The sequence below is a fragment of the Streptomyces sp. NPDC000348 genome (genome assembly GCF_042898795.1).
Taxonomy (GTDB): Bacteria; Actinomycetota; Actinomycetes; order Streptomycetales; family Streptomycetaceae; genus Streptomyces.
Genome location: NZ_JBIAZD010000023.1, coordinates 41,063 through 57,053 on the forward strand (window position 1 = coordinate 41,063; position 15,991 = coordinate 57,053).

The window sequence follows — 15,991 nt, forward strand, 5'->3', positions numbered from 1 at the left end:
TCTCCGTATACCACCGGGCGGTCCGCGCAACCCACGGGCGGAAGGCGCCCAGCGGTCGAAGAATCGCGTGAATCCTGGCAAGGTGGGCCCATGGCTGATCGGGGAGCGAGCCCCCTGTCTCTCCCGGACGACTGGCCGGACCACCCGGACCCGATCCTGGCGCTCAACCGCATGGGCAGTTTCGACTGGGACCTGGACGCCGGGGTGATGCAGATGGACGCCCAGGCGCACGAGATCTTCGACCTGCGCCCCGACGAGTACGACGACAGGCCCGAGTCCCTGGAGAGCCGGGTCCCCTCCGGCGAGGCCCTGCGCCTGGACAGCGTCGTGTCGCGGGCGCTGAAGGCCGGCCGCGAGAACTACGGCGCCTACTTCCGCGTCCGCCGCCGCGACGGCTCCCTGCGCTGGACCCACACCCAGGGCTACATCCGCCGGGACGAGGACGGCCGGCCCCGCCGCATCATCGGCATCGTCCGGGACGCCACCCAGGAGCTCAGCGACAGCGAGGCCAGACGCGAGCAGGCCGCCCAGGAGGACCACCGCCGCCGGCAGACCAACGTCGTCCAGCTCACCACCGCCGCCCTCGCCCACGCGCGCACCGTGCAGGACGTCATCGACGTCCTCAAGGACACCCACGGCCTCACCCATCTGGGCGCGGCCAGCCTCGTGATGGGACGGGTCGAGGCGGGCAGGATCCGGCTCATCGCGGAGGGCCCCGAGGGCAGCTTCGTGCCCGGCACCGACGTCACCGGGATCGACGAGCCGTACCCGATGAGCGAGGCGGTGCGCACCCTCAGCCCGTGCTTCATCGAGTCCCCGGAGGACTTCGCCGAGCGATATCCGCGGCTGTGGCAGGGCATCACCGGCCTGAACATCACCTCGGCGGCCTATCTGCCGCTGATCGTCCAGGCCCGCCCCATCGGCGCGATGGGCCTGCTCTACAGCGACCGGCGCGGCTTCTCCGCGGAGGAGCGCAACATCCTCGTCGCCCTGGGCAGCAGCATCTCCCAGAGCATGCAGCGCGCGATGTTCTACGAGCAGGAGATGGACCTCGCCCAGGGGCTGCAGCAGGCCATGCTGCCGCGCACCATCCCCAGCGTGCCCGGCGCCGACCTCGCGGTCCGCTACCGCGCCGCCTCCATCGCCGGTTCCCCCGGCCGGGACATCGGCGGCGACTGGTACGACCTGATCCCGCTGCCGGGGGGCCGGGTGGGCGCCGTCATCGGCGACGTCCAGGGCCACGACACGCACGCCGCCGCCGTCATGGGCCAGCTGCGCATCGTGCTGCGTGCCTACGCGGCCGAGGGCCATCCGCCGGCCACCGTGATGGCCCGCGCATCCGTCTTCCTGGACGAGCTCGACACCGACCGCTCCGCGACCTGCCTCTACGCCGAGGCCGACCTGTCCACCGGCGTGCTCCAGGTGGTCCGGGCCGGCCACCTCGATCCGCTGGTGCGCCGCACCGACGGCTCCTGCCGGCGCGTCCCCGTCCCCGGCGGGCTGCCGCTCGGCCTGTCCGCGGAGTTCGGGCGGCTCGACTACCCGGTCGGCACGATGGAGCTCGCCCCCGGCGACACCCTGCTGCTGTGCACCGACGGCCTGGTCGAGCAGCCCGGCGCCGACCTCGACGACGGCATGGAAACCCTCTCGGCGCTGATCGCCGCCGGCCCCGACGACGTACGCGACCTCGCCGACCGGCTCATCGACGTGGCCGGGGAACGCGGCGGCGGCGACGACGTGGCGCTGCTCCTGCTGCGCCGCCGTGCCCTGGACGGCACGCGGCCCGGCGGCCGGCTCAGGCAGCGGGTGACGCCCGGCGATCCGGAGGCGCTGGCCGAGGCCCGGCGCATGATCCGCACGGTGGCGGGCTCCTGGGGCGCGGAGGACCGGGCCGACGAGATCGAGCTGGTCGCCGACGAGATGATCACCAACGTGCTGATGCACACCGAGGGCTCGGCGGTCGTCACCCTGCGGGTCCTCACCGGCAGCGAGCGGCGCGTGCGGGTGGAGGTCGAGGACTCCTCCAGCGCCCTGCCGCGCCGCCGGGAGGCGGGCGAGTCGGGTGTCTCCGGGCGGGGCCTGCTCCTGATCGAGACGCTCACGGACGTATGGGGCGTGGAGGCACGCGGCGGCGGCAAGTGCGTGTGGAGCGAGTTCGTGGTGGCGAAGGGCTCCGACCCGGCCTGAGCCCGTGCGGGCGCGGCCTCACCGGGGCCTCAGCGTCACCAGGTTCTCGCCCTCCGTCGTACGCACCTCGTAGCGGGCGATGTCCTCGGGGTGCAGGGCGGAGCCGCCGAGCACCGTGTGGGGGCGGGCGTCGTGACGGGGCACGCTCCAGCTGGTCACCGTCTCCTCGGAGCCGTCCCGGCCGACCGCCACCAGACGGCAGGCGCGGGGACCGGCACCGTCCTTGACCTCGATCGCCACGTTGCTGCCCCAGGCCTCGTCCTCGGTGGTCACCTGCGCCCACACCCCGGACCGTTCGCCGGTCGCCGCGATGCTCACGGCGCTCCCGCCGTCGTCCCGCGCCATCGTCGCGACCGCCGGCGCGGACACCGCGACCACCACCGAGGCGGCCAGCGCCAGCAGCAGCCGGCGACGCCCCGCGCGGTCGCGGGCCGCCACCTGTGACAGCAGCCGGTCCAGCATCCCCGGGCCGGGCGCGGCCAGCGGGTGCACCAGGCGCGGGGTGGAACTCCGGTACAGCATCAACTGGCGTGCCGCAGGGCCGAACTCGGTCACCTGGACAGCGCACCGAGGGCACTCCACGAGGTGGTCCTCGAAGCGGAACGCCTCCGCCTCGTCCAGCACGCCGAGCGCGTAGGCGCCGACGTCGCGATGCCTCTCCAGGGACCTCATGCCGAATCCTCGTGCCGTTGGGTGCGGGTGGGGTTACTCCTTGCTCCCACCGGTACGCACCAGCCGGCCGAATCACTCAAGAGGCGTGCCGAATCGTAACCAAGGGGTTCGGAGCCGATCGGCCCGCGGATTGGCCGGACCGGCGAGGAACCTAGAAAAGATGGATGGCGAGGTGCCCGAGCGGCAGCCCGAGCTGCCAGGCCGGCGTCCACACCTTGGGGCCCTCGTCCTCACCGGTCACCGCACCCCCGCCCGGCACCGCGTTCAGGTCGGGCGCGAGCAGCTCCGTCTCCCGCAGCCAGCGCCAGGCCTCCCGGGCCAGCTCCAGGTCCGGGTCCGGCGCGCTCCGGCCGGCCGCGGCGGCGTCCGCGGACAGGTCCCGCAGGCGCCCCTGGACCCACTCCTGCCACGGCTGGTCGTACGCGGTCAGCGACAGCCAGGTCTCCAGCTGGGTGACCACCCGGATGCCGGACAGCTCGCCGTCGGTGTCGGACAGGAACACGGTCAGTGCCAGCGCGTCCCGTCCCGCGCGGAACTCGAAGGACGTCGGCGGCATCAGATCACCGCTGCGCAGCAGTTCGTCGGCGATGTACTCGGCGTACAACCAGGCCATGGGGACGGTCAGTCCACCGTCGCCGGTGCCGTCCGTGCTCTCTCGACCTCTGTGCAGCATCCCTTCCTGCCTTCCTCCGGTGCGTGCGCGTCGCCCGAACCCGGGCCCCCGGTCCGGAACACGGATGAGGACAGCCGATTACTCAACCGGGGTGGTCGGCAAGGCGCTTTGCGAAGGCTTGACTCCGGCTCCGGTTTCACCGCACGTCGGAGGCGTATCCGGGAAGCACCCGGCGCAGGGCGCGCAGCGCGTAGTACGCGCGTGACTTCACGGTACCGGGCGGAATCCCGAGGGCCGTCGCGGCTTCCGCCACACTCGCCCCCTGGAAGTACACGAGCACCAGGACTTCACGGTGCTCCGGAGTGAGTGTCTTCACAGCCTCGCGGACATCGAGCGCGGCCGCGGCCCGCTCGGCGTGGTCGGAGATCACCCGGGCGTTCTCCAGCACGGCGTCCCCGACCTCGGCCGGCCGGGCCTGCCGGGCCCGCCGCGCGTCGATGGCGAGCCGCCGTCCCACGGTGAGCAGCCAGGGCCGTACGGAGTCGAAGTTCTCGGCGCGCAGGGCCTCGGGGTGCTGCCAGGCGCGTACGAGGGTCTCCTGGACCAGATCCTCCGCGCGCTGCCGGTCCCCGTCGCAGAGCCGGAGCAGCAGCGCGAAGAGGGGCCGGCCGTGCTCGCGCTGCAGTGCGGCGAGCTCGTGCTCGGCGGTCGTCCCGTTCATGAGTGTGGTTCCGGCCGTCATGGCCGTATGGCAGCGCACGGCGCGACGAGGGGACAGGGCGCGCACACGGGCGTGCGGCGGACGGTCGATCGCGTCGACGAACGGTTCGACGAACGGTCGAGGCGGCCGTCCGCGCACGCCGGACGGCCTAAAGAGCGTGTCGGAACGGCGACGGGCCCGACGCAGCTTCTTACCTGTTTATCCATAAATACGACTACAACGGGGTGGAGTGATGATCACACGCAGTCGACAGGTGGCCCTGGTCCTGACCGTCGTCCTCGCCGCGGGAGCCGCCTGCCAGGCCCGCGACCACCGACCGCCGGAACCGGGGCGTCCGGCCCCTTCCGCCACGGGACCCCGCGGCTTCACCCTGGTCGCCTCGGGGGACGTCCTGCCCCACGACTCGATCATCGAACGCGCCCGCTACGACGCGGGCGGCACCGGGTACGACTTCCGGCCGATGCTCTCCGGCGTCCGCTCCGTCGTCGGCTCCGCCGATGTGGCGCTCTGCCACATGGAGACCGTGTACGGCACAGACGGCGACTACACCGGCTACCCCCTCTTCAAGTCCCCGCCCGAGGTGGCCGCCGGTCTCGCCGCCACCGGCTACGACGGCTGCTCCACCGCCTCCAACCACTCCCTGGACGACGGTGCCGAGGGCATCCGCCGCACCCTGGATGCCCTCGACCGGGCCGGTGTGCGCCACGCCGGCTCGGCGCGCACCGAGCAGGAGGCCCGTACGGCGACCGTGCTGCGCGCGGGCTCGGCGCGGGTCGCCCACCTCGCCTACACCTACGGCACCAACGGCCTCCCGCTGCCGCCGGACGGGCCCTGGGCCGTCAACCTCGTCGACGAGGCGCGGATCGTCGCCGACGCACGGGCCGCCCGGGAGGCCGGGGCCGATGTCGTCGTGGTCTCGCTGCACTGGGGCACCGAGTGGCAGGAGGCACCCGACGAGCGGCAGCTCTCCCTCGCCCGCTCGCTCACCGCCTCGGCCACCGGGGGCCGCCCCGACATCGACCTGATCCTCGGCACCCACGCCCACGTCCCGCAGGCCTACGAGAAGGTCAACGGCACCTGGGTGGTCTACGGCATGGGCGACCAGGTGGCCGGCGGGATGACCAACCACGAGGGCGTCCAGGACCCGCGCGGCAACCAGTCCACCCTGGGCCGTTTCACCTTCGCCCCGCCGAGACGTCCCGGCGGGCGCTGGGAGGTGTCCCGGGCCGAGTTCGTCCCGCAGTTCTTCGACGTGGACGCCGGCCGGGTCGTCAACCTCAACCGGGCGATCGCCCGGGGCGCCGAGGTGCAGTCCGTGCGCGACCGGATCCGGAACGTGGTCCTCAGCCGGGGCGCCGCGCAGGACGGGCTCGTGATGGGGGAGTGAGGACCGTCGGCCGAGGCGGCGTGGCCGAGCCGGCCCTCGCGACCGGGCCCGCGAACTCCGCGTACGGCAGCGCGGCGGCGACGCCACACCCCGGCACGCCCTCGACGGAGGACGCCCCGCGCACCGTGGGCACGCCCGTGCGGGACTACGGCACCACCGTCACCGGCCACCGCCCGGCCTTCACCAGCCGCACCGCGACCGAGCCGATGATCCGGTGGCCCGCCTGCTGCGAGGCGCCCACCACCACGGCGTCCGCCGTGAGGTCGTCGGCCGCCTTCACCAGTCCGTTGTAGGGGTCGCCGCGGAAGGTGTGGAACTCCCAGCGGAGGTCGAAGACGCCCTTGACCCGCTCCATCGCCTCCCTGACCTGTGCCACCAGGTCCTCGGCCGTCTCCTCGGCCGCGTCGGCCACCGGCGCGCCGAGCGCCGCTCCCGCGGCCTGCACCGGCTGCACGTACACGAGGGCGAGCAGCGCGCCCTGGCGCCGGGCCAGACCGGAGGCGTACGCCGCCGCGCGCAGCGAGGAGTCCGAGCCGTCCACGCCGGCCACGATCACCTTCGGGCCGTCCGTGCCCCGTTCGAACCGAGGGGACCGCTGTTCCGTCACGGCAGTGAGGCTATCGGAGTCCGGCCCAGGCCCCTACGCGTCCCCGGGCCCTCGCGCATCCCCGGGGTCCGCCGCCCCGCACTGCGTCGATCGGGTGAAACCGTACCGCCGCACCGGTGTCACCGGGGTGCGCCGGGTCTCCGCGGGGCGACTGATGAGTCATGCAGAAGGATCAGTTGCCGACCCGGCGCCGGGCGCTGCTCGCCGGCGCCGTCTCCCTGGGCGCGGCCGGTGCGGCCGCGGTGCTGGTGCCGGGCGCCGGGAAGGGGGCCGCCCCCGCGCCGCCCCCGGCCGCCGGTGCCCGGGCGGCCCGCCGCCCGCTCAGGCCCTCCGAGTACCGGCTGAGGCCCCTGACCGGCCACGGCCCGCCGCCCGCCCCGCAGGGCGGGACGCCGGTGCGGCGCGAGCCCCTGCTGCGCGTGCCCGGAGACGGCCGCACCATGGTGCTGAGCTTCGACGACGGACCCGACCCCCGCTACACCCCGCACATCCTCGACACCCTGGCCCGCTACGAGGTGCGGGCGATGTTCTTCGTGTGCGGGGAGATGGCGGCCGGCAACCGGGACCTGCTGGCCCGGATGGCCGACGAGGGGCACGTGGTCGGCAACCACACCTGGAGCCACCCCCTGCTCACCCGGCTGCGGCGGGCCCGGATCCGCTCCGAGATGGAACGCACCAGCGACGTCATCGAGCAGGCCTGCGGCGAGCGCCCCGAGTGGTTCCGCGCACCCTACGGCGCCTGGAACCGCGCCGCCTTCCGGCTCGGCGCCGAGCTGGGCATGGAACCGCTGGCCTGGACGGTCGACACCCTCGACTGGACCACGCCCGGCACCCGCACCATCGTCGGGCGGGTGGCGGACGGCGCCGCCCCCGGCGTCGTGGTGCTCTCGCACGACGCCGGGGGCGACCGCTCGCAGAGCGTGCGGGCCCTGCGCACCTATCTGCCCGGACTGCTGGACTCCGGGTACCACGTCACCGTGCCGCGCCGGCAGTACGTCTGAGCGGGGACCGCCCGCCCGGCCGCGGACCGCTCAGCGGTCCCCGGCCAGGCGGGCGAAGACGACCACGTTCCCGTCGTAGCCGTTCTGCGGGGAGAAACCGCCGCCGCAGGTGATGACCCGCAGTTCCGCCGTCCCCTTGGAGGCGTAGACCCGGTCGCCGGGGAAGTCGTTCTTCGCGAAGACCTCGACGCCGTAGATCTCGAACACGGCGGTCTTCCCGTCCTTGCGGGCGATCTCGACGTGGCTGCCCTTCTTCAGCGCCCCCAGCCCGTAGAACACGGCCGGTCCCTGCGCGTTGTCGACATGACCGACGACGACCGCCGTGCCCTTCTCGCCCGGTGAGACGGCGCCGGTGAACCAGCCCGCCAGATTGGGGTCCTGGGGCGGCGGCGCGTCCACCCAGCCCTGCGCGTCCAGGCCCACCGGGATGATGGGCGCGTCCACCTGGATCGCCGGGATCCGGACCCGGTCCGGGACCCCGTACGGCAGCGGTCGCACCGCCGCGGCCGTGGTGCCGCCGGGCGTCCGGCTGTCGGCGGCGGCCGCGCCGGCCGGCTGCGGCGGGCCCACGTCGAATTCCCCCGAGCCGTTCCGGATGAGCGCGAGGCCGGTGAGCAGAACCAGCGCTATCACGCCCCACGGAGCGCGCCTTCTCCGCCGCGCCTCCCATTCGGCTTCGGCCGGCTCGAAAGCAGACATTCGCCTTCCCCTCTCGACACGGCCGTCGCCGTACCACTCGCGCATGACGAAAACGCTAGATGCCGCACGCGCAACCGGCGACGGGGCGGCGCCGAACGGGTGGCCCCGGCGCGACCGGGTGCGCCATCCGGGGCGGTACCGGACGAAGATTTTCTGACGGTCCGTGACCTGCGGCGATTCCCCTCCCGCGGTTTTCCGCGCGGGGTTCGCCTCACCGGTACGGACCATTCCCGAAATGCGGCCGCGCACAGGGCAACTGAGGGTCTTTCCGGGAGGCGCTTTCTCGCCGATCGACCGGGAACGGGACCCGGGGCGTCTTCCGCGGAGGATCACATGCGCAATTCACGTGCCCTGGCGGCCGCCGGCGCCGCGGTCGCCGTCCTCGGGGTCGCCGCCCCGGCGGCGGTCGCGGACTCCGGCCGGGTTCCCAACCCGTCCAACATCGTCGCCCTGCCCAGCGTCATCGCCCGCGGCGGCCAGCTGACCATCACGGTCGACGGCTGCCCCCACGGCGGCACGGCGACCTCCAACGCCTTCCCCCGGACGGAACTGACGCCCATCAACGGTGCCAACGACACCTCGAAGGGCATCGCCACCATCGACGCCGACGCCCGTCCCGGTCCCTACGACATCACGGTCCACTGCTCCGGCCGGAGCCTGACCCGGCCGGCCGCCTTCACCGTCATCGGCGGTGTCCGCGGCGGCATCGGCGGCAGCAGCACCAGCGGGGCGACCCCGACCGACATGGCCATCGGAGGGGCCCTGGTGACCGCCGCGGCCGTCGGCAGCGGGGTCTTCTGGATGCGCCGTCGCACCGAGAAGCGGATCTGAAGCGCTGTCCCCTCCGGGCCGCCGTCGCGCACGAGTTCGCACGCCGCTCGCCCCGGATCCCGCGGGATCCGGGGCGGCGCTCCGCTCCCCGCGGGCGGTGTCAGCCCCCGATGTGCGGGAAGAGCCGCAGGAACGGGTCCGCCGACGTGGCGAGGCCCCGGCTGTAGGGGGCGTCGAAGTCCCAGATGAGGAAGAGCAGGAAGGCGATCAGCGCCGAGAACAGCCCGGCGAGGACCATCTCCCGGGTGGTGCGCCGGATCTGCAGCGCGAAGATCATCCCGATGGTGATGACGGCTCCGGAGATCAGCCCGAACCACACCACGCCCGGCATGGTCTCCCCGGTCGACCCGGCCCGTGCGCTGCGCGCCTGGTCGGCGGCGGCCACCTGGTCCACGAGCGGCTGGTAGGCCTGCGCCTCGAAGTCCGTCCGCGGCTGGTGGTCGGTGACGTCCCGGCGGACGCGGTCGAGGAGTTCGGTGCCCCGCTCGGTGACCCGTCCGTCGTCGGCCATGGCCCGCCACTCGACGGTGACGACGTGTCCGACATAGGCGTTGACATCGTCCCGGATGCGGTCACGCACCTCGGCGGGGTAGACCCGTACCCGCTCGGAGATCTCGTGCAGCGCCACCGCCTCCGCCCGTACGTGCTCCTGGGCGGCGCTGCGTCCCTCCCAGACGCCGGCGATGGCGAGACCCAGGACGATGGCGTACACCACGCCGATCCACATCGTCATGTACTCGATGACGTCCGGGGTCTCGCTGGGATCCTCGTCCTCGGCCGCCCTGCGGTGCCGTACGAGGGTGATGACCACGACGACCGCACAGGCGGCGAGCATCGCGAGGGTGAGAACAAGCCATTCCGGCAAGAGGTGCCTCCAGGAGGGGTCGGGCCGGTCCGTGCCTCAGCGCGGACGCAGCGCGGCGACGGCGACCACGGCGGGCGTCGCGATGAGCAGGACGAAGGTGAGCGGCGACGTGGCACCGCCGGAGGGCCGCCGGACCGGGACCGCGCGGTACCGCGGGTAGTGCACGGGCGTCACGGACGGACGCGGCTTCGGCGAGGCCGACGGCGTCGGGGCCGGTGAGGGCGGCGGCGAGGGGCGCGGGCGCGGTGGCGGGGTGGGAGCCGGCGTCGGACGGGCGGCGGGCGGTGCCGGACGGGCGGCCGGCGGGGGTGGTGGTTCCGGGGGAGGGGTGGGGCGGGGTTCCGGTGACGGCGGCGGTGTGGTCGGCGTGGGCTCGGGCGGGGGCGGGGGCGGTGGCTCCGGAGGGTGCGTGGGGGTGGGGGTGGGAGTGGGGGTGGGGGACGGCGGTGGTGAGCAGAACGGGGGGTCGGTCCAGGTGACGTGTCCCGCGACCGCCACCGCCTCCGTGCCGTCCGGCCCCGTCGAGGCGTAGGCGCAGGCGTCGGCCACGGCCGTGCCGGGTGTGCCGACGAGCGTCCAGATCAGCGTCGCCACGGCCAACGCGCGTGCGAAGGAGCGGGATTGGGTCGGTACGAGTACGTGCACGACGAAGATCATGAGTCGTGTGCCGCCGGGCCGCGCCCGGGATCCCGCTGATTGCCCCGAAGGAGTTAACAAAAGAAATCCGGGTCGCCGTTGAACACGACCCGTGCTCCCGTGCGTACCCATCGTCGAGCGGCGGCACAGCAGGGCGCTGCAAGACCCTTGCGATGATGTGGAGTTGACGATGAAGACCTCCTGGCGGACCGCCTCACTGGTGGCGAGCGCCGCGGCGGTGCTGGCCCTGACCACGGCGTGCGGTCAGGACAGTCCGCCGCCCGCCTCCAGCCAGAACGTCGGTGCCACGGCCGCGGCCGGGGACGTCGGCAGCATCGGCACCGGCGCGGGCCAGGCGGGCGGCGGCGCACAGGCGTCGGCGGGCCCCTCCGGCACGGCGGGCGAGCTGAACGTCTCCACCAACGCCGAACTGGGCAAGGTGGTGACCGACAGCCTCGGTCTGACCCTGTACCGCTTCGACCAGGACACCGCCGAGCCGCCCGCGTCCAACTGCGAGGACGACTGCGCCAAGACCTGGCCGCCGGTGCCCGCCGACGACGCCGCGGCCGGCGAGGGCATCGACGAGGCGCTGCTCGGGTCGGTCACCCGGGCCGACGGCACCGAGCAGCTCACCGTCGCCGGCTGGCCGGCCTACCGCTACGTCAAGGACGTCAACGCCGGTGACGTCAAGGGCCAGGGTGTGGGCGGCAAGTGGTACGCGCTGAACCCCGAGGGCAAGAAGGCGCAGGCGGCCGACCTGCCCGGGCTCTCCACGCGCGAGGACCCGGAACTGGGCGAGATCGTCGTCGACGGGAACGGCATGACCGTCTACCGCTTCATGAAGGACGAGGCCTGGCCGAAACCCGTCTCGGCCTGCACCGGCGCCTGTCTGGAGAAGTGGCCGGTGGTCCGGCCGGTCGACTTCGACGACACCGAGGGCATCCAGAGGAAGGGCTACATGACCTTCACCCGCCCGGACGGCGCCGACCAGCAGACGATCAACTGCTGGCCCCTCTACACCTTCGCCGGCGACAAGGCTCCCGGCGACACCAACGGCCAGGGCGTCGGCGGCACCTGGTACGCCGTACGGCCCGACGGAAAACCGGTCGGCGCGTCGGAGAAGTAGCAACCTTCCCGGGCGTCGTCCGCCCCGGACGCCGCCGGCCGTATGTCCGCCCCTCCGCAGCGTGCGGAGGGGCGGACCGCTGTGCCGTCACGCACCGGCAACCAGGGACTGACCGGCGCCTTCTCCCCGTGCACCCCGCGGCGTCCCGGAACTCTCCGGGACGCCGCGGACACCTGTCGTCACGCCCCGAGGGGGACGCCGGACAGGCACGTGCCACTGGCAGTGACCGGGAACGGATGGTCAATTTCCGTTTGGGGTCGCTCCTTTGGCGGGCGATCAGTAGCCTCTGCTCGAACACCGGATCGCCTACGCCTCGGAGAGATACATGGAGCGTCCCGCCTGGGCCCCACGGAGCATCGACATCTCGGTGCCCAGCGTCTCCCGGATGTACGACTACTACCTGGGCGGTTCGCACAACTTCGAGGTCGACCGGGAAGCGGCCCGCAGGGCCATGGAGTTCATGCCGGGCCTGCCCAAGATCATGCAGGCGAACCGTGCCTTCATGCGGCGGGCGGTGCGTTTCGCGGCCGGTGAGGGCATCACCCAGTTCCTGGACATCGGCTCCGGCATCCCGACGTTCGGCAGCGTCCACGAGGTGGCCCGGGCGGCCGTACCGGACGCACGGGTGATGTACGTCGACCACGACCCGGTGGCCGTGGCGCACAGCCAGGCCGTCCTGGAGGGCGACGACGGCGCGGACATCGTCGCCGCGGACCTCCGCAAGCCGCGGGAGATCCTCGACAGCCCCGAAGTGCTGCGGCTGATCGACCTGAACCGGCCAGTGGCGCTGCTCCTCGTTGCCATACTGCACTTCGTGGAAGACGCGGACGACCCGTACGCGGCGGTGGCCGAACTGAGCCGGGCCCTCGCGCCGGGCAGCATGCTGGTGCTCACCCATGCCGCGTACGAGGGAATCCCGCTGCCGGCGGAGCGGGCCGAGGGGGCGGTGGACGTGTACCAGGACATTCGCAACCCGCTGATCATGCGCACGCGCGAGGAGATCGCGCGGTTCTTCGAGGGGTACGACATGGTGGAACCCGGACTGGTGCCGATGCCGAGGTGGCGGCCGGACACCGCACCGGAGGACGAGGATCCCTACGCGTTCTCCGGTTTCGCGGGCGTGGGGCGTACGGCGTGAGCGCGAAGCCGGACGGGCCGGAGGACAGACTGCGCCGGTTCGCGACGATCTGGAGCCGGGCGGTCTTCCCGGTGACCTCGACGTCGTCGACCCGCCCGGAGTTCGAGGAGCGGCTGCTGCCGCTGGCCCGGCTGCTGAGCGAGGCGCTGCGGGCCCGGTCGTTCGACGCGGACGCGGGCCGGACGGCCGGGGCCGCGCTGGTGGAGGCGCACTGCACCGACCCGGAGGCGCTCAGCCGGACCCTGGACTGCGTGGACGCCTACCTCGTCCTGTACTGCGGCGGGGACGGCGACCGGGAGGACCTGCGGGCACGCTCCGGCAGGCTCCAGCACGCCATGGCCGCCGGGTTCGCGCAGGCGCTGCGCGAGCGGACGCTGGCCGAGCAGGAGGCCATCGCGCAGGCCGCGCTGGAGGCCCAGGGCGTGGTGGCGCAGGCGCTGCACGCCACCGAGGCCCGGTTCCGCGCGGTGTTCGAGGGCGCGGCCATAGGCATCGGCATCGCCGACCTGGAGGGCAACGTCCTGCAGGTCAACGGCGCGCTGCGGCGCATGTTCGGTCTGTCCGAACAGGCCTTGCGCGGCCGCAAGGTCAAGGAGTGGGTCCACCCCGACGACGCCCCGCAGACCTGGCGGCTCTACGACGAGCTGGTGAGCGGCGCGCGCGAGCACTACCACCTCGAGAAGGCGTTCCACCGCCCGGACGGAACGGTCCTGTGGACCAATCTGACGGTGTCCCTGCTGCGCGACGCCGACGGCGACCCGCAGTACCAGCTCGCCCTCATGGAGGACACCACCGAACGGCGGCTGCTCAACCTCCGGCTGCGCTACGAGGCCACCCACGACGCGCTCACCGGGCTGCCCAACCGGGCGTTCTTCTTCGAGCGGCTGGAGAAGGCGCTCGGTGCCGGCGGGGGCCAGCGGTTCGGGCTGTGCTACCTCGACCTGGACGGCTTCAAGACCGTCAACGACAGCCTCGGGCACGCGGCCGGCGACCGGCTGCTCGTCGAGGTCGCCGACCGCCTGCAGGCCTGCGCCACCGCGTCCGGCGAGATGGTGGCCCGGCTCGGCGGCGACGAGTTCGTGGCGTTGACCACCGGCCCCGACACCGAGCGCACCGTCGACGAGCTCGCCGCCCGCATCATGAACGCGCTGCTCGCCCCGATCAGCGTGGACGGCCGGGAGCTGACCGTGCGCGGCAGCATCGGCATCGTCGAGGGGCCGGCCGGGGAGCGCAGCGCGGCGGAGGTGCTGCGCAGCGCCGACATCACCATGTACCGGGCCAAGTCGGCGGGCGGCAACCGGTTCGAGCTCGCCGACCCGGAGGCCGACGCCCGCGCCATCACCCGGCACGGACTCACCACGGCGCTGCCGACGGCCCTGGACCGGGGCGAGTTCTTCATCGAGTACCAGCCGCTGGTGCACCTCGGCGACGGCAGCGTGCGGGGCGCGGAGGCGCTGGTGCGCTGGCTGCACCCGCAGCACGGGGTGCTGTCCCCGGACCGGTTCATCCCGCTCGCCGAGCACACGGGGCTGATCGTCCCGCTGGGCCGCTGGGTGCTGGAGCAGTCGGTGCGGCAGGCCCGTGAGTGGCGGGACCGGCACGGGGGCGAGGCGCTCGGTCCGCTGCGCATCAACGTGAACCTCTCGCCCTGCCAGCTCACGCATCCCGGGCTGGTGCAGGACACGGTGGACATCCTGGAGCGCACCGGTGTGGCCCCCGACGCCCTGTGCCTGGAGGTGACGGAGTCGGCGCTGATCGGCGCGGACGACGACCTGCTGAAGCCGCTGCGCCGGCTGGCGGAGATGGGTGTCGACATCGCGCTGGACGACTTCGGCACCGGCTACTCCAACCTGGCGAACCTGCGCCGGCTTCCGGTGAGCGTCCTGAAGCTGGACCGCTCCTTCACGCAGAGCATGCAGCAGTTCCCGGCCGACCCCGTCGACCTGAAGATCGTCGAGGGGATCGTCTCCCTCGCCCACAGCCTCGACCTCGCGGTCACGGTGGAGGGCGTGGAGACCGGGGCCCAGGCCGAACAGCTCCGCGTCCTCGGCTGCGACACGGCCCAGGGCTGGTACTACGCCCGCCCGGGCCCGCCGGACCGGCTGCACGAGCTGGCGCTGGTGGACGCGACGGGCTAGCCGCCCGGCGGCCGCGGGCCGGTGGTGACTCGTCGCGCGCCCACGCGGCTTAAGCCGCGCACGTGCCGGCCCCGCGCCCCTGGGGGCGCAGCTCTCACGGACGGAGAAGGATCAGATGGGATCTGACCGGGACAGGGGCGCGGTGAGGGCGGCGATCGAGGGGGAGCCGCGGCTCATGGCCCCGGCCGTGCGTTCCTCGCCCGCCGAGGCGGTGAGCCTGCTGGACCCGGAGTTCACCGAGGTGGGCGCCTCCCGCCGCAGCTCCCTCTGGCGCAAGCACGACGACCGGACGGGCCGGCGCATGTACCACCACCGGGGCATCCCGGTCCCCTGAAGGGGCGCGGGGGGACTGCGCGACGGGGGTCCGGGGGCGAAGCACCCGGGGAACGGGACGGGAAGGGGCGGCGGGGGCGAGGGAACCCCACGCACGGCCGTGTCAGCGTTCCAGCAGCATCCGCTGCAGTTCGCGGGCCGCCCGGGGCGGGGCCACGTCGCTGCGGTGGGCCAGGGCGATGGTGCGGTGCAGGCCCGGACGGGCCAGCGGGGTGACGCGCAGTCCGTGGCCGGAGCGGGCGGCCACCATCCGCGGCACCACCGCCACTCCCAGCCCCGCCCGTACGAAGCCCAGTACCGCGTCCATCTCGCCGCCCTCCACCGCGAATCCGGGCTCGAAGCCCTCCGCCCGGCATGCCGCCACGGTCAGCTCGCGCAGGTCGTAGCCGTGCCGGAACATCACCAGGCGTTCGCCCTCCAGGTCGGCGATGCGCACGGTGCGCCGGCTCCTCCCCGGCCGCGGGGCGTCCGGGGAGGAGACGACCACCAGGTCCTCGCGCAGCAGCTCCACCGTGGTGAGCGCGGGGGAGGGCGTCGGCAGCGGCAGCACCACCAGGGCGAGGTCGAGGGCGCCGCGGGCCAGCTCCCGCACCAGGTCGTGGGAGCCGCCCTCCTCGACCAGCAGCCGGACGCCCGGGTAGCGGTCGTGGAAGGCGCGCAGCACGTCCGGCAGCAGCCCGGTGCACAGGCTCGGCGTCGCGCCCAGCCGCACCCGCCCGCTGCGCAGCTGCGCCACCTCCTGCACCTCGTGCCGGGCGGTGTCCGCGTCGGCGAGGATCCGCCGGGCCAGTGGCAGCAGCGCCTCGCCCGCGTCGGTCAGCGTGATGTTCCCGCGCGCCCGCCGGAACAGATCCGCCCCCAGCTCCCGCTCCAGCGCCCTGATCTGCTGCGACAGCGACGGCTGCGCGACGTGGACCAGCTCCGCGGCCCGGGTGAAGTGCCGGGTCTCGGCGACGGCCACGAAGTACTGGAGCTGCTGGAACTGCATGCACTCAGCATAGGCTCCCCCTATCGAAACGAGCCGGACCATGTCTTGG

At 73.5% G+C, this 15,991-nt stretch carries 16 protein-coding genes; 8 read left to right on the forward strand and 8 right to left on the reverse strand.

The window, feature by feature from the left end; translation table 11 throughout:
• Window positions 1–90: 90 nt before the first annotated feature.
• Window positions 91–2,187 (forward strand): SpoIIE family protein phosphatase, encoded by a 2,097-nt coding sequence (locus tag ACFY3N_RS32105; protein ID WP_390820304.1) that lies wholly within the window; start codon window positions 91–93, stop codon window positions 2,185–2,187.
• Window positions 2,188–2,205: 18 nt separating this feature from the next.
• On the opposite strand, the gene ACFY3N_RS32110 is transcribed toward ACFY3N_RS32105, so the two are convergent.
• The 3 genes from ACFY3N_RS32110 to ACFY3N_RS32120 form a co-directional block, all read right to left on the reverse strand.
• Entirely contained in the window at window positions 2,206–2,859 is a 654-nt protein-coding gene (locus ACFY3N_RS32110) for a zf-HC2 domain-containing protein (protein ID WP_390820305.1), read from the reverse strand.
• A 151-nt stretch (window positions 2,860–3,010) separates the two neighbouring features.
• Window positions 3,011–3,532 carry a hypothetical protein gene (locus ACFY3N_RS32115; protein WP_390820306.1) on the reverse strand — a complete coding sequence of 174 codons (522 nt, stop codon included), beginning with the start codon at window positions 3,530–3,532 and terminating at the stop codon, window positions 3,011–3,013.
• A 136-nt stretch (window positions 3,533–3,668) separates the two neighbouring features.
• Complete coding sequence (locus ACFY3N_RS32120; RefSeq protein ID WP_381226779.1) at window positions 3,669–4,214, reverse strand: sigma-70 family RNA polymerase sigma factor; 546 nt, start codon at window positions 4,212–4,214, stop codon at window positions 3,669–3,671.
• Between the two features lie 211 nt (window positions 4,215–4,425).
• On the opposite strand from ACFY3N_RS32120, the gene ACFY3N_RS32125 reads away from it, so the two are divergent.
• On the forward strand, window positions 4,426–5,580 hold the full coding sequence (locus ACFY3N_RS32125; RefSeq protein ID WP_390820307.1) for a CapA family protein: 1,155 nt from the start codon (window positions 4,426–4,428) through the stop codon (window positions 5,578–5,580).
• A 145-nt stretch (window positions 5,581–5,725) separates the two neighbouring features.
• Here ACFY3N_RS32125 and ACFY3N_RS32130 read toward each other — a convergent pair whose 3' ends face one another.
• Window positions 5,726–6,187: a universal stress protein gene (locus ACFY3N_RS32130; RefSeq protein WP_390820308.1), complete on the reverse strand. Its 462-nt coding sequence runs from the start codon at window positions 6,185–6,187 to the stop codon at window positions 5,726–5,728.
• A gap of 161 nt (window positions 6,188–6,348) precedes the next feature.
• Here ACFY3N_RS32130 and ACFY3N_RS32135 point away from each other — a divergent pair, with 161 nt between their 5' ends.
• Window positions 6,349–7,188 carry a polysaccharide deacetylase family protein gene (locus tag ACFY3N_RS32135; protein ID WP_390820309.1) on the forward strand — a complete coding sequence of 280 codons (840 nt, stop codon included), beginning with the start codon at window positions 6,349–6,351 and terminating at the stop codon, window positions 7,186–7,188.
• A gap of 30 nt (window positions 7,189–7,218) precedes the next feature.
• Here the strand turns inward: ACFY3N_RS32135 and ACFY3N_RS32140 are convergent, their stop codons facing one another.
• Entirely contained in the window at window positions 7,219–7,887 is a 669-nt protein-coding gene (locus ACFY3N_RS32140) for a class F sortase (RefSeq protein ID WP_390820310.1), read from the reverse strand.
• Window positions 7,888–8,220: 333 nt separating this feature from the next.
• Here ACFY3N_RS32140 and ACFY3N_RS32145 point away from each other — a divergent pair, with 333 nt between their 5' ends.
• Window positions 8,221–8,718 carry a hypothetical protein gene (locus tag ACFY3N_RS32145; RefSeq protein ID WP_390820311.1) on the forward strand — a complete coding sequence of 166 codons (498 nt, stop codon included), beginning with the start codon at window positions 8,221–8,223 and terminating at the stop codon, window positions 8,716–8,718.
• A 100-nt stretch (window positions 8,719–8,818) separates the two neighbouring features.
• Here the strand turns inward: ACFY3N_RS32145 and ACFY3N_RS32150 are convergent, their stop codons facing one another.
• Together ACFY3N_RS32150 and ACFY3N_RS32155 are read right to left on the reverse strand one after the other, a co-directional pair.
• Entirely contained in the window at window positions 8,819–9,583 is a 765-nt protein-coding gene (locus ACFY3N_RS32150) for a hypothetical protein (protein WP_390820312.1), read from the reverse strand.
• Between the two features lie 36 nt (window positions 9,584–9,619).
• Complete coding sequence (locus ACFY3N_RS32155; RefSeq protein WP_390820313.1) at window positions 9,620–9,748, reverse strand: hypothetical protein; 129 nt, start codon at window positions 9,746–9,748, stop codon at window positions 9,620–9,622.
• Between the two features lie 661 nt (window positions 9,749–10,409).
• On the opposite strand from ACFY3N_RS32155, the gene ACFY3N_RS32160 reads away from it, so the two are divergent.
• The 4 genes from ACFY3N_RS32160 to ACFY3N_RS32175 all read left to right on the forward strand — a co-directional run bounded on the left by ACFY3N_RS32160 (window position 10,410) and on the right by ACFY3N_RS32175 (window position 14,955).
• Window positions 10,410–11,345: an SCO0930 family lipoprotein gene (locus ACFY3N_RS32160; protein WP_390820383.1), complete on the forward strand. Its 936-nt coding sequence runs from the start codon at window positions 10,410–10,412 to the stop codon at window positions 11,343–11,345.
• Window positions 11,346–11,670: 325 nt separating this feature from the next.
• Complete coding sequence (locus ACFY3N_RS32165; RefSeq protein ID WP_390820314.1) at window positions 11,671–12,483, forward strand: SAM-dependent methyltransferase; 813 nt, start codon at window positions 11,671–11,673, stop codon at window positions 12,481–12,483.
• A complete protein-coding gene (locus tag ACFY3N_RS32170) occupies window positions 12,480–14,621 on the forward strand; it encodes a putative bifunctional diguanylate cyclase/phosphodiesterase (protein ID WP_390820315.1) in 2,142 nt (713 codons plus the stop codon). Before ACFY3N_RS32165 ends, ACFY3N_RS32170 begins: the two co-directional genes overlap by 4 nt.
• A gap of 115 nt (window positions 14,622–14,736) precedes the next feature.
• Complete coding sequence (locus tag ACFY3N_RS32175; RefSeq protein WP_390820316.1) at window positions 14,737–14,955, forward strand: hypothetical protein; 219 nt, start codon at window positions 14,737–14,739, stop codon at window positions 14,953–14,955.
• Window positions 14,956–15,057: 102 nt separating this feature from the next.
• On the opposite strand, the gene ACFY3N_RS32180 is transcribed toward ACFY3N_RS32175, so the two are convergent.
• The gene (locus tag ACFY3N_RS32180) at window positions 15,058–15,942 is read right to left on the reverse strand and encodes a LysR family transcriptional regulator (protein ID WP_390820317.1); all 885 of its coding nucleotides are present in this window, start codon (window positions 15,940–15,942) and stop codon (window positions 15,058–15,060) included.
• Window positions 15,943–15,991: the final 49 nt, after the last annotated feature.